Genomic DNA, 14,457 nt, shown 5'->3' with positions numbered 1-14,457 from the left:
GTACATTATCATCATACACCGCACTCCCCCCTGACGTCCCCCTGCGGGAGACGTCAGGGGAAACAGGCAGCACCCGAATAACGGCCGGAATTTCGCCAGCCACGAATAAACGAGCAGTAAATAACCTTATTTAACAACACGGCACAACCCGCTACGACACTGCATTACATGCAAAAACCCGCTGCCAGAGCGGGTTTCACTTTTTTAACCAGAGGTCTCGAGCGGATTCGAACCGCTGTACGAGCTTTTGCAGAGCTCTGCCTAGCCACTCGGCCACGAGACCATTTATCCCTTTTCGATTCCGGCATTGCTGGTAATCGCTATTTCAGCTACCACCACCCGGCCATTTAATCTTTGAAGGCTGGCAAAAATAGGATATTTTTGGTAAATATTTGCAAAGATTAAAGACCTTTTTTTATGAGCAGGATCGCAGAATCGGAATTGATTATCAATAGCAGGGGTGCGGTGTACCATCTGGATCTTCGCCCTGAGGAACTGGCCGATACGGTGGTAACCGTAGGTGACCCCGACCGGGTGGCCGAATTCAGTAAATATTTTGATACCATCGAAGTCAAACGCCAGCACCGCGAGTTTGTAAGCCACACCGGAATGGTAGGCGGCAAACGGCTTACGGTGTTATCATCAGGTATCGGACCGGACAATATCGACATCGTGATGAATGAACTGGATGCACTGGTCAATATCGATTTCGAAACCCGGGAGATCCGTCCCAGTCTGAAGGCCCTAAATATCATCCGCGTAGGCACTTCCGGATCATTACAGGCCGATATACCGGTAGACAGCTTTGTGGCCTCTACCCATGGACTGGGCCTGGATAACCTGCTGAATTTTTACCGGCCGGAAGAAACAGACGAGGAAACCCAGTTGCTGCATTCTTTTGTTACACATGTGCAGATGCAGGGACTAAGCACCCCCTATATTACCGGGGCCTCCCCTTCCCTGCTGAAGCGTTTTGTAACCGATTTTCACCAGGGTATTACTGTTACCTGTCCGGGCTTTTATGGCCCGCAGGGACGCGTGTTGCGCCTGGGGGTACGCAATCCGCAGCTCATTGACCGGTTAACCGATTTCAGTTTCGGTCAGCACCGGATCACCAACTTTGAAATGGAGACCTCAGCTATTTTCGGACTGGGAAAATTGCTCGGGCATCACTGTTTAGCGGTAAACGCTATTGTAGCCAACCGGATCGTAAAAGAATTTACAAAGGATGGAAAAGCAGCGGTAGAACGGCTGATTGTAACATTTTTGGAGACGTTTAAAAATAATTTTTAAGCCGGCAGCAGCACAGGTGGCATCCATCTTGCTACGCTCAGTTGATCGTTCCGGCCACAGGGCATCCGGATCTTTAACAAGCCGCAGCATTCAACGCGGAACAGGCGCCGGACAATGAACTATAAAACAATGAACATGACATTCTATAAATACCAGGGCACGGGTAATGATTTTATATTGGTGGATAACCGGGGCGGGGCTTATTCGGAACTCACGGAAGAACAAATAAAGCACCTGTGCGACCGGCGCTTTGGCATCGGAGCAGACGGCTTTATGCTGCTGAACGAACAGGAGGGTTACGATTTTGAAATGGTTTACTTCAATGCAGACGGACGCGAAGGTTCGATGTGCGGAAACGGAGGCCGCTGTATTGTACAGTTTGCCCACGATCAGGGCATCCGTAAAACCACCTATCATTTTATTGCTACCGACGGACCGCATGATGCTACGATTGAAGACGGGGAAATCGCTTTAAAAATGAAAGACGTTGACAGCATCCGGGAATATAAAACCGATTCCATCCTGAACACCGGTTCCCCGCATTATGTGCAGCTGGATCCGGATGTAATGCAGCTCGATGTTTTTAAAGAAGGAAAGAAAATAAGATACAGTAAGGATTTTGCTGAAGACGGGATCAATGTCAATTTCGTTCAGGTAAAAGAACCGGATACCCTCATTGTACGTACCTATGAGCGGGGGGTGGAAAACGAAACCTATTCCTGTGGCACGGGCGTTACGGCTGCCGCCCTGGTCTTTCATCACAATGACAACGGGTTTAACGCCGTGAATATTGAAACACTTGGTGGCAAACTGACCGTTCGTTACCGGAGAGAGCCGGATGGAACGTTTAACAATATCTGGCTGAAAGGCCCTGCCATAAAAGTTTTCGAGGGCAGCATAAGCACCGAAGCACTATGATCAAGTACTTTAAAAATATCGATCACCGCACCGTTGAAATTTCCGAGCCGGAAAACGACAGCTGGGTAAACGTGGTTCCCCCGCTGAAACAGGAAGAGTTCGACGAGCTATCGGATCAGCTGGAGATCCCGATCGACTTCCTGACCGACTCGCTGGATATCGACGAACGCAGCCGTTATGATGAAGACGACAATGTAAAACTCATTGTTATCAAAACGCCTACGGAAAACAATTCCTTTAATGAAAGTGATGCGTTTTATATTACCATACCCATCATCGTTATCCTTACCCATAATCATATTGTTACCGTAAACTCATTTGAGAATCCGGCTATAAAAAAGTTTCTGAACACGTTTCAGAACCGCCAGCCGGATAAGAAGAATATGATGGTGATCAAGATCATTGAAAAGATCATTCAGAATTTTATGGAGTACCTGAAAGAGATCAACCAGAAGCGGAATGTGATTGAGCAAAAATTGTACGATGCCAATAAAAACGAGCACCTGCTGGAACTGATGAAAATTCAGAAAAGCCTCGTGTACTTTGTAACGGCGCTCCGCTCCAATGAGCTGCTGCTTGCAAAAATGCAGCGCACCAAATTTATGCAGTTTACAGAAACCGAATCGGAACTCCTGGAGGATCTTATGGTTGATAATTCACAGGCCCTTGAAATGGCCAATATATATACCAATATCCTCAGCAGCACAATGGATACCTTTGCCAGTATTATTGCCAACAACCAAAACCAGGTATTGAAACGGCTGGCGATTGCAACCATTGTATTGAGTTTCCCGGTACTGATCGCCAGTATCTTCGGCATGAATGTACCCAGCGGATTTGAACACTCTCCCTATGCCTTTTATATTGTAGCCATCCTTTCCCTGTTACTGGCAGTTGTACTTGGCGTACTGGCCTTCAGAAAAAAAATACTGGAATGACATTAAACTCTTTTAATATCCGCGTTTACGGTATCCTGGTAAACGACAGCAAACAGGTGCTGGTAAGCGACGAGCGGATCTATTTCAACAACCGGGAAATCACCAAATTCCCGGGAGGCGGGCTGGAACTGGGAGAAGGCACCCGGGAATGCATTATCCGCGAATGCAAGGAAGAAATGAATGTAGACGTGGCGGTAGTGGACCATCTTTATACCACCGATTTTTTTCAGCAATCCGCTTTCAATGAAGCGCATCAGCTCATTGCGATCTATTATATTGTGCGGCCGCTGGAACCCCTGTCCTTCTCTGTAAACAACGGTACCCCGGTTTATCCGGCCACGATTACAGAAAATTTCCGGTTTATAGACTGGGAGCATTTTTCCGCAGATGTAATGACGCTTCCCATTGATAAGATTGCAGCCGGTTTGCTAAAGGAACGAGGCTAAAGGTTTCGGACCTGTACCAACAGGATACCTGACGCGGGTCGTTCCCCCAGAGCCCGGTGTCCTGCACCTCAAGTTTAATCCCCCAGATATGAAACAAGTTTTTTCCGCAATTGCGCTGATCATGGCGCTACTGATGATGCCAACCTGTTCTAAAAAAGATGCGCCGTTTATCAATAACCCAGGGAACACCGGGGACTATAATAAACCCGTTGGGGCCTCTTCCAGGGAATTCCTGAGCAGCAATTCATTTACCTCCCTTGCCGTAGAAATCCAATATATATCCGGCTATGCCCCGGACGCAGCGGCGCTGGACCAGCTAAAACAGTTTTTAACCGCCCGGCTTAACAAACCCGGAGGTATTACCATCAGCACCAAGGCCATTGCCGACCCGGGTGAGGCGACGCTTTCGCTAAGCCGGATCCGGGAAATTGAGCAGCACAACCGTACCGTTTTTAACAAGGGTACCCAACTGAGTATCTATATTCTTTACAGCAACAGCGATTTTACCGATGCCGGCACCTTGGGCATTGCTTACCGCAATAGTTCAGCTGCCCTGATGGGCAAAAAGATCCATGACAATTCGGGCGGTTTTGGCCAGGTAAGCCGTACAAAACTGGAGGCTACTGTTCTGGAACATGAGATTGGACACCTGCTGGGACTGGTAGACCTCGGTGCTTCCATGCAATCTGCACATAAAGATGTTACACATGGCAATCATTGCAGCAATCAGCAATGTTTGATGTATTACGCCTCAGAAACCACCGATGTATTTGGATTCCTGGCGCATAATAACGCTCCTTTACTGGATGCCGGATGCCTGGCAGACTTGAAGGCCAATGGGGGCAAATGATTTTTCGTATCAACGATCAGCTATCGGCCGTCAGCTATCGGAAATCAACAGTCATTTATCAGTTAACAGCTTTCCTCGATCCCGGGGCATCCAAATTTCATCACGATCAATAAACGCTGAAGGGTTTACCTTACTCTCCGCTGATGCCCTGGTAATAATTATAAATCTTTACCCGGAGCAAATATTCATACTTTCCGCCGATGAGGTCAATATTGGCACGGTCGAGGTTGTTTTTTACCGTAAGGTATTCCACCGAGTTCCATTGCCCTACATTAAAACGGGCTTCTGCCGCGCGGTAAGATTGTTGCAGGGCATTTACCCGCTCCTGTAATTTTTTATAACGGTCAAAGGCTGCATTCATGTTTACGGCTGCACCTTCTACATTTTGTTGAAGCTGTGTTTTCACCGCCTTGTCATTCTGTTCCGCATCCTTCAGGTTCAGCCGGGCCAGCTTTATATTGTTCCGTGTTTGCAGGTTGTTAAATATGGGCACAGAAAGCGTAAAGCCCAGGTTTTTGTTATTATTATTCTTTAACTGATCCATGATGCTTGCAGCAGAAGATTGTGCATAACGGCTATTCATTCCATACCCGAAATCCAATGTGGGAAATAGTTTGGAGCGGGCAGCTTTCAATCCGTAAACCGCGCTCTGCACCGAAAATCCGGCGGCCTTTACCTGGGCGAAACGGTCCAGCGCCGTGTGATAGGCTTCTGTGGCATTGGTGGCATTTTTCTCCAGGATCTCTGCAACGGCCATTCTTTCAAAAACAGTGCTGCTGTCATAGGGTATATTCATCAACGCACAGATATTGATCTTGGCCGTTTCCACATCACGCCGGGCATTGATGATAGTGGCCTCGTCATTCGCATACTGCCCCTGCATATCGAACAGATCGGATGGAGCTACTGCTCCTTTTGCATCCATGTCTTTCAGCCGCTTTACCTGCCTTTCAGAAAGCGTGGCCTGGTCGTTGGTCTGCGAAAGGATATCCTGTGCACTCATCATTTGCAGATAGGCCAGCATCACATTGAGTGTAATGTTATCCTTCTGCTGTTGCCAGCTCATACCGGACGCCGCAGCCGTCATGGCTGCCTGCCGGGCGGTATTTTGCAGGTTCATTCCCCTGAACAGTGTTACACCACCCGAAATATTATAATCACCTGAGTAAATATTATTGTCTACAAACGCATTGGTAGTATTGTCAATGCTCCGGCCAAATGACCAGCCGTGGCTGGCAGAAGCATTGAGATTGGGCAGCATATTCAACCTGGCTTGCTTTCGCACCACCTCATCACGCCCTGCCTGGTTTGCCGCCTGCGTTACCTGCAGGTTGTTCTTAAGCGCAATATCAATGCATTGCTCCAGGGTATAATTGCCCGGCTGCGAAAGAAGGGCCAGCGGAACCATACATAAAAAGAGTCCAACAAAAAAAAACTTCATGAATTGAGAATTGAGAATTCAGAATTGAGATACCAGCTACCAGCTATTCGTTGTCAGCCATCGGCTATTCGTGTTTCGTAACCATTGCCATAGCCTTCTCCATTAACCATTGACTATTGACTATTCCCTATTAACCTTTCCGCTCTACATGTCCATCCAGCAGGTGAATGATGCGGGAGCCATATTCCGCATTTTTTTCGGAATGGGTAACCTGGATAATGGTTACGCCCTCCTGGTTCAGCTGTTTGAACAATTCCATGATCTCTTCCCCCTGCCTGGAATTCAAATTTCCGGTGGGCTCATCGGCCAGCAGTAGTTTGGGATTCCCGATCAATGCCCTTGCAATACCTACCAGCTGTTGCTGTCCGCCCGAAAGCTGGGTAGGGAACAGGTCTTTCTTTCCTACGATCTGAAAACGATCCAGCATATCGGCCACTAATGCCTTTCGCTCTGAGGTCTTGATTCCCTTATACAATAGCGGGGTTTCAATATTTTCGTATACCGTCAGTTCATCAATCAGGTGATAGGCCTGAAATACAAAACCGATGTATTGCTTATATAATGCCGTACGTTGCTTTTCCTTTAATTGCTGCACCCCTTCTCCCATAAAATGATAAGCGCCCTCATCAAAGTCATCCAGCATGCCGATCACATTCAACAGGGTCGATTTGCCCGAGCCGGAAGGCCCCATCACAGAAACAAATTCACCCTCATCGATATCCAGGTTGATATCCTTGAGCAGAAAGGTTCTGTTAATCCCCGTATTCACCCATTTATAAATGCCCCTTAGTTCTAACAACATAATATCTGTTTATGATTTAAAAATTTCATTTATCCGTCATGGCCATCTGTGTTTCAGACAATCGCAACCGGTTTACTCCGTTCGCAAACTTTTTACCGGGTTTGCCGAAGCCGCTTTCAATGCCTGCATGCCTACCGTTATGGTTGCAATGCAGATGGACGTGATGCCGGCCGCTGCAAATACCCACCAGGAAATGGTTATCCGGTAGGTAAAATGCTGCAGCCACTTGTTCAAAATCCAAAAAGCAATGGGTATGGCAATGATAATGGCTATAATAACGGGTTTGATAAACGCGCTGCTGATCCAGGTGGAAATATTACCAACGGAAGCGCCCAGTACTTTACGGATGCCGATCTCCTTGGTACGCTGTCCGACTACAATAAAGGCCATACCAAACAATCCCATACACGACAATACAATCGCTACTGCCGCAGCAGCTGTAAACATCCGTGAAAGCCGTTCCTCCGCGCGATACCACCGGTCCACGTTTTCTGTTACGTAAGAACCGTTAAAATCAGCATGCGGGTCTACTTCTTTATACATCTTCTTTACCAGATCCATCGTAGCAGACGGGTTCGTTGTTACTACCCGGATCAGCAGGTATTTCGCGGGCTCCGCGGGACTCATTCTTATGGTAAGCGGCTCTCTTTTATTGTACATGGAATACAGCTGAAAATCGGGGATCACCCCGATGATCGTCCAGGGCGCTTCAGCACTATCTGCCAAAAAGGATTGCCCGACCGGATTTTTTATACCCAGCTGAGCCTGCATACGCTCGGTGATGATTACGTTATTGGCGGTGTCTGACGCATAGCTGCTTAAAAAATCACGCCCCTCTTTTAAGGCAATACCCAATGTTTTCATAATATCATAATCGCCCCACAGTACATTGGTTCGCACAGACCGGCCATTGAAATTAAAACCATGCGTCCATTTGTTGGAGCCTCCGTCTTTTCCCATTCCCAAATTTACGGAGGTTCCTGAAACACTTACAATGGATGGTTGCGCCGCCAGGAGCGAACGCATCTTTGCTACCACACGGTTATCCTGCCGGGTTGCATCAACCGGTATTGAAATCAGCGCATGGGTATCATATCCTAAAGGCGCCTTTCGCAAATACTGAAATTGCTGATAAATGATCACGGTAACACAGATGAGTACCGTAGCCATTACAAACTGTAAAATGATCAATGTATCCCGGAGGCTACCCCGGCCTTTAATGACCAGTTTCCCTTTAAGCACTTCGGCGGCCTTTAACCGCGCCATCAATGCAGACGGATACGCGGAAGCCAGTAATGAAATACCGATCGCCAGCAGGAAGAAGAAAAGGATCACTAGCGGACGGCCCAGCAATGCGGCATTTACCGTGGCCCCGAATAACTCGTTAAACGGCCGAATGAGTGCCAGTGAAAAGCCCACACCTGCGATCATTGATAAGAGGATCAGAAAAAAACTTTCACTCCAGACCTGTAACCACACCTGTTTGCGCTGCGCACCCAAACATTTACGAACGCCGATTTCCCGGGTACGGTTGAACGAAATACCGATATTAAGGTTTACAAAATTAAAACAGGCGATCAATAAAATACCGCAAGACACCAGCAGCAATACATAAAAGAACGACCTGCTGATGGCATCGGGAGCACCAACCTGTGTATTAAAATGCAACTGGGTTACCGGCAGCAGGTGAAGGCGCATATAATCACCGTTAGCATAGGGCTTATATCCATCTCTTTTCATATAGTCCAGGTCTTCGAGATAATATTTCTGTATGAGGGAGCCGATTGATTTTTCAAAATCCTCCTGCGTTACCCCGGCACTCAATTTCACATACAGATCGCTGCTGGTCCAGTCCCATTTATGCTTAGCCACGGTATAATCCGGATGCAATTCCGTCCGGGCAAGTATCTCAAACGACAGGGATGTATTTTGAGGAAGATCTTCCAAAACAGCAGCCACAACAAGTTTTACCCATTTCCCGTTTATATTGATCTCTACGGGTTTGCCTACAGGATCTTCTGTACCAAACACCGCTTTCGCCGCCTGGTTCGTGAGTACCACGCTATTGGGGCTGGCCAATGCATTTTGCCGGTTTCCGCTACGAACGGGGAACGAAAAAATATTTAAAAAATCGGCGTCCACAAGGTTTACGCCCAGGTTCACCGTTTTATCTTTATAACGGATCCCCTGCCCGTCGCCGTCGCTGATCAGCGAGGCTTTCTCCACTCCTGCATTTTCCTTCTTTATAGCCTCCGTTACGGGAAAAGGGAACTTGGCCCGCAGTTGCTCGCCCTGCGGAGCATTAGCGGAACGATACACTTTATAAATACGGTCCTTATCCTGGTGAAACCGGTCAAACGAAAATTCGTTATACACACGAAGTAATAACAGCGTTGCGCAGGTAAAGGCCACGGTTAATCCCACGAGGTTAATCGCCGTTGCCAGTTTATTTTTTTTAAAGGTTCGAATTAAGGTTTTCAAATAATTACTGATCATACGCCTGCTTTTTATACCTGCCGGCTTTGAACGCCGTATTTCGCTGCATTCAATGCTCCTTTTATAATGTTCCCGTGTTATTCGTTCCGCAACGACTTTACAGGATTGGCCATTGCCGCTTTTGCCGTTTGAACGCTAACCAATAAAAATGTTATACATGCTATTCCCAAAACAATGATCACAAATATTCCGCCGGAGATGCGGATGTGATACGCATAGTTCTGGAGCCAGCCGTGCATTAACCAGTAAGCGACCGGAATGGCAACCAGGGCCGCCAACAGCAAGGCTGCCACAAATTCTTTTGCAAACAGTTTGATAATATGTGCCACCGATGCGCCGAGTATCTTTCGCACACCGATCTCTTTTACCCGTTTCTGTATACTTAAAGATACCATACCGAATATACCCAGCAACACGATCATTAATGCCAATACCCCTGCTATATATGCCGCTTTTTTTAACTGCAGTTCCTTCGCGTATAAAATGCTCAGATCCTCATCCATAAAACGGTATTCGAAAGAAGCCTCAGGGATCAGTGCCGACCAGGTTTTTTGAAGTGCTGCCAAAGAAGCCGGCATATTCCCGGGTTTTAACTTAAAGGAGAGAAAGCGGTAGATGGGATTAAAGTTCACATGAAACATCAGCAGAGGTGGTATTTTACCAGACATCGCTCCAAAATGAAAATCATCTGTAACGCCTTTTATCGTAAATATGGTAGGGTCTCCCGGCACCCGCACCTGCTTCCCGATAGCAGCTGCCGCCGATTGATACCCCAATGCCGTTGCCGCCGTTTTATTGAGTACTACCTGCGCCGAATCTCTATGGTAACCATCAAAGAAACGGCCGGCACTCAGCGGCACCTGGTAGGTATTTAAATAGTGTTCGTCTGTAGACAATAACTGCAATGTAAGCGCCGTCGCTGAATCGGCCCCGGACTTATATACCGGAACCTGGCCGCCATTGTTGCCGTTTGGAATTTCATACGATAATGAAACAGCAGCCACTTCGGGCAATTTTGCAAACTGGTCTCTGATGGCAATCATCCGGTCTACACCCGGCTCCGACCAGTTGCGGGGTACCTGGGCCGATACCATAAACGCTTTATTATAGCCGAGGTTTTTGCCAAAAAAATAGGCTACCTGTTGTGTAATAATAAATGCAGCCACCGATACCAGCAGTGCCACTGCAAACTGGAAGCCCATAAGTCCTTTGCGCAGCAACCTGTTTTCGCCTACAGACCGCAGTGTTCCTTTCATTGCATGGATCATATTTACAGCAGACAACCGGAAGGCCGGGTATAACCCCGATGCGATACCGATAACGAGTATCAACAGTACCGGTATGCCGATAAAATACAGTGGAAAGGATGACAGCGGTGGTATGGGCTTGCCAACGGCTCCTTCAAAAATACCACTGGCAAGCGGATAGGCTGCAACGGCCAGAAGCGTGGCAATAGCCACCAGTATAACGGATTCCGAAAGGAACTGGAAGATCAACTGCCGGCGCCGACCGCCGATCACTTTTCTTACACCAATTTCCCGCATCCGTGTACCGGCACTGCTGACGCTTACATTGATAAAATTCACTACCGCCATTAACAGGATAAACAGGCCTGCCAGTGTTAAGGTATAAATGGTACGTAATACCGCATTGTTATTCCGGTGCAGGTGATAGCTGGTCAGCAATACAGGATTAACCTGTAGATTTTCCTGTACTGAAGCGGGTGTATGCTGCTTAAGTAGCTGCCGGATCGGACCGGCCAGGTCTGTTGCCTTTACTCCTTTTTGTAATTCGATATAAGAAGCAATTTGAAGATTCTGCCATGCGTCCAGATCTGCACGGCCAAAATAGCCGGCATTGGCTACCGGAACAAAGACCTTACTGGGATAGGCAGGCGTTAAACCGGTTACCGTATTCTCCGGCAGGTTATCCAGCACCGCTGTGATTTTAAAATCATGGATGCTGTCATCAAAACTACGGATGGCCAGCGTTTGGCCCACTACATCGGTACGATTAAAATACAGGAATGCCATGTCCCTGGTGATAACCACATTAAAAGGCTGTTGCAGCGCCGTCACCGGATCTCCGTGTAACACCTTCAGTCCATACATATCCAGGAGGGTACTGTCGCCCAATTGAACATTTTGCTTCAATAGTTTTTCGCCCCTCGAAACGATGGCGGTGATCCCATCATACCGGTAGTAATTTTTAACGAGGTTGGGATAATCATTTTTCAGGCGTTTGGCAAGCGGTCCCAGGGTAGCCAGGTCGTACCCCATATTGGGGTCTTTCCATTCGCTCGTAAGAATATATTGCTGTGGTGCATTCTTTAACGGCCGGTTCACCTGTAATTCACTCCATACATAAGCGCCGATCAAAAAGAAAAACAGGATACCGGCAAACAGCCCGATAATGTTTACCGTGCTGTACAATGCATGTTTCCGGATATTCCGCCACGCTATTTTTAAATAGTTTCTGATCATGCCCTGCTTTGTTTAAAGATATGGAACTGTTTTACCGGCTCCATCCGACCTTTGGTTTCAACCTTGATGCCACGAACATAAAGAATTGGTAATAAATATACTATATAAAGAGATCAGCAGCAGGTTGTGCGCTTTTAAAACAGGAACTGTCCGGTTTTGATACAGTTAGGGAATTGAGAATTGAGAAATCAGATTTGAGATTTCAGAATTCAGAATTGAGCATCAGTCTTTGTTACGAGCGTTCGGCTTTCAGCATTCAGCACTTAGCATTCAGCACTTAGCATTCAGCACTTAGCATTCAGCACTTAGCGTTCAGCGTTCAGCGTTCAGCCCCGCCTCTATTCCGACCGCAGCGAATGAACGGGGTTGGCACGTATGGCCCGCACAATCTGAAGACTGATCGTGCAAAAGGCAATCAGCAGGGATGCCAGTGCCGGCAATAAAAACAGCGGCCATGAAATGTTGATGCGGTAATCGTACCGGTACAGCCAGCCGTTCATGGCATAATAACCAGCCGGTATGGCCACTGCAATTGCGATCACCACCAGCAGGATCAGTTCTTTTGAAAGCAGGTTCCAGAGCCCGGTTACCGGTGCGCCCAGTACTTTGCGGATACCGATTTCTTTTGTACGCTGTTCGGTCATAAAAGAGGCAATCCCAAACAATCCCAGCAGGCTTATAAAAATTGCCAGCACCGAAAACAAGGTTGCAAGTTTTCCGATGCGTTCCTCATTCACAAATTTTTTAGCATACGCTTCATCTACAAAGGAATATTCGAAAGGCGCAAAAGGATTGTGTTTTTGAAAAATAGCGGCGATGGTTTTCATGGACTCAGACAGGGGTCGTCCGGGGTTCATCCGCAATATCATAAAATTGCCCGGTTCGCGCAGCAATGGAAAAATGATCCGGCTGTCATCGCCAAACGGAGAAGTCATCATTACATTTTTCACCACCCCCAATATGGTGTAATTTTTGCCATGCCAGGTGATCACGGTTCCCGACGGGTGCCGGATACCCATATATGCTGCAGCACTTTCCGTTATTACAAGGCCACTGGAATCGGTAGGAAATTCTTTTGAAAAACCACGCCCCTCCACAAACTGCCAGCCGGCCATTTTTCCAAACTCGATGGATGCAGCTACTACCGCAAAGCTTCCATCTGTAGAGGGCGCTTTCCCCTTCCAGTTGAACCCGTTGTCCCCCGCCCATATCTCCGTAACCGGGCATTGCGACAATGCCATTTCCTGCACAGCGCCCGAAGCCAGCAGCTCGTTACGGATCTGCGGTGTACGGGCATAAATTTCAGGGGTTGTCATTTGCACCGACAATAACCCATCCCGGTTATACCCTACAGGCCGGCTTTTTGCATATTGTATTTGCCGGTAAATAACCGTGGTGCCGATGATCAGAAATATGGAAATCGTAAACTGTAATACAACAAGTACTTTTCGCGGAATATTAGCGCCTGCGCCGCCTTTAAAAAGACCTTTCAACACGTTAACGGGCTTAAAAGAAGACAAATAAAAAGCAGGATAACTGCCCGCCAACAGGCCGGTGACCATGCAGATCAGCAACCCGGACAGCCAGAACCAGCCGCTGAACCAATGCACACTTATATTTTTATTGGTGAGCGTATTAAACCAGGACAGTGCCAGCTGCACAATAACAACAGCCACCAGGAAGGAAATAAGGGTTGTAAGCACCGACTCCCCAAAAAATTGCAGAATAAGTTGTACCCGGCGGGAACCGATCGTTTTCCGGATACCAACTTCCCGGGCCCGTTTGATGCTCCTGGCCGTACTGAGATTCATAAAATTGATGCAGGCCAGCAGCAGTACAAAAAAACCAATCGTACCAAAAAGCCAGATATATTGCAGGTTTCCCGGGATGAGCGCCCCCCTTTTATCAAAATCATAAAGATGCCAGCGGCTCATCGGGTAAAGGCTCAGGTTGGTGACCACCTGCTCACCCGGCGCTTTTGTAACATGTGCAGCGAGCACCTTCCGGATCCGCGCAGATACATCCTCCATGCGGGTATGCGGCGCCAGTTGAACAGCCAGCTTAAAAAGATTATAATCCCAGTTCTCCCTTTCCTTTTTGATCCACTCCCAGTTAGATACCCCAAACTGCCAGGGAGCAATAAACTCTGCATCTTCGCTCAGCGATGTGTTCTTTGGCAGATCTTTATACACTCCGGCCACCTTTACATTAAACTGATTGGTAATCCGTATTACCTGGTTCAACGGATCGCCGTTTCCAAAAAGCGTACGGGCCAGCGATTGCGATAACAACACCGATGCCGGATCTTTTAATGCATTTTTATCTCCGCTCAACAGCTCCAGGGAAAACATGGATGGTCCATCCGGCTCCATAAACGTTCCTTTGGCAGACAATTTCTTCTCCGCAAACGTAAGGTTATACACACCACTGTACAATAACGAGATTCCTTCAAATGCAGCCCCGTAGTCTTTACGCAGCGCATCGGCCAGTGGCATCGGAAGCGCCCAGTCGGTATAGGTAACATCATCTTTTGTGTGTTGCTGCAATACCAGGGCAATCCGTTTATGGTTCTTAAAATAACGGTCAAACGACATCTCATCCCAGATCCACAGCGCAATCAGCAATACAACGGCCAGGCCCATTGTGAGCCCGAAAATATTGATCAGCCCATAGCTCCGGTTCTTTACCAGGTTACGCCAGGCCGTTTTGAAATAATTTTTGATCATTGTACAACATTTAAAACTTCTGATGGTCCACTGCCTCTCCCATTCCCCATTCACAATTGACTAC

At 47.5% G+C, this 14,457-nt stretch carries 10 protein-coding genes and 1 tRNA gene; 5 read left to right on the top strand and 6 right to left on the bottom strand.

Going from position 1 to position 14,457, the window contains the following annotated elements:
• Window positions 1-212 precede the first annotated feature (212 nt).
• Window positions 213-283, bottom strand: a tRNA-Cys gene (locus LQ567_RS01175).
• Window positions 284-417: 134 nt separating this feature from the next.
• On the opposite strand from LQ567_RS01175, the gene LQ567_RS01170 reads away from it, so the two are divergent.
• The 5 genes from LQ567_RS01170 (at window position 418) to LQ567_RS01150 (ending at window position 4,445) form a co-directional block, all read left to right on the top strand.
• Window positions 418-1,293: a nucleoside phosphorylase gene (locus tag LQ567_RS01170; protein WP_231002260.1), complete on the top strand. Its 876-nt coding sequence runs from the start codon at window positions 418-420 to the stop codon at window positions 1,291-1,293.
• 135 nt (window positions 1,294-1,428) lie between these two features.
• Window positions 1,429-2,211 carry a diaminopimelate epimerase gene (gene dapF, locus LQ567_RS01165; protein WP_231002259.1) on the top strand — a complete coding sequence of 261 codons (783 nt, stop codon included), beginning with the start codon at window positions 1,429-1,431 and terminating at the stop codon, window positions 2,209-2,211.
• Window positions 2,208-3,149, top strand: a complete 942-nt coding sequence (locus LQ567_RS01160; protein WP_231002258.1) for a magnesium transporter CorA family protein — start codon at window positions 2,208-2,210, stop codon at window positions 3,147-3,149. The genes dapF and LQ567_RS01160 overlap by 4 nt, the downstream gene beginning before the upstream one ends.
• The gene (locus LQ567_RS01155; protein ID WP_231002257.1) at window positions 3,146-3,595 is read left to right on the top strand and encodes an NUDIX domain-containing protein; all 450 of its coding nucleotides are present in this window, start codon (window positions 3,146-3,148) and stop codon (window positions 3,593-3,595) included. The genes LQ567_RS01160 and LQ567_RS01155 overlap by 4 nt, the downstream gene beginning before the upstream one ends.
• A gap of 88 nt (window positions 3,596-3,683) precedes the next feature.
• Window positions 3,684-4,445: a M12 family metallo-peptidase gene (locus LQ567_RS01150; protein WP_231002256.1), complete on the top strand. Its 762-nt coding sequence runs from the start codon at window positions 3,684-3,686 to the stop codon at window positions 4,443-4,445.
• 130 nt (window positions 4,446-4,575) lie between these two features.
• Here the strand turns inward: LQ567_RS01150 and LQ567_RS01145 are convergent, their stop codons facing one another.
• The 5 genes from LQ567_RS01145 to LQ567_RS01125 form a co-directional block, all read right to left on the bottom strand.
• On the bottom strand, window positions 4,576-5,886 hold the full coding sequence (locus LQ567_RS01145) for a TolC family protein (protein ID WP_231002255.1): 1,311 nt from the start codon (window positions 5,884-5,886) through the stop codon (window positions 4,576-4,578).
• Between the two features lie 130 nt (window positions 5,887-6,016).
• Window positions 6,017-6,688 carry an ABC transporter ATP-binding protein gene (locus LQ567_RS01140; RefSeq protein WP_231002254.1) on the bottom strand — a complete coding sequence of 224 codons (672 nt, stop codon included), beginning with the start codon at window positions 6,686-6,688 and terminating at the stop codon, window positions 6,017-6,019.
• A gap of 72 nt (window positions 6,689-6,760) precedes the next feature.
• The gene (locus LQ567_RS01135) at window positions 6,761-9,184 is read right to left on the bottom strand and encodes an ABC transporter permease (protein WP_231002253.1); all 2,424 of its coding nucleotides are present in this window, start codon (window positions 9,182-9,184) and stop codon (window positions 6,761-6,763) included.
• A 77-nt stretch (window positions 9,185-9,261) separates the two neighbouring features.
• Complete coding sequence (locus LQ567_RS01130) at window positions 9,262-11,667, bottom strand: ABC transporter permease (RefSeq protein ID WP_231002252.1); 2,406 nt, start codon at window positions 11,665-11,667, stop codon at window positions 9,262-9,264.
• Window positions 11,668-12,005: 338 nt separating this feature from the next.
• Window positions 12,006-14,393 carry an ABC transporter permease gene (locus LQ567_RS01125; protein WP_231002251.1) on the bottom strand — a complete coding sequence of 796 codons (2,388 nt, stop codon included), beginning with the start codon at window positions 14,391-14,393 and terminating at the stop codon, window positions 12,006-12,008.
• Window positions 14,394-14,457 lie beyond the last annotated feature (64 nt).

This window comes from Niabella pedocola (assembly GCF_021044425.1).
Taxonomy (GTDB): domain Bacteria; phylum Bacteroidota; class Bacteroidia; order Chitinophagales; family Chitinophagaceae; genus Niabella; species Niabella pedocola.
The sequence above is the reverse complement of the archived record's forward strand: the minus strand, read 5'-3'. Positions and strand labels throughout refer to the sequence as shown.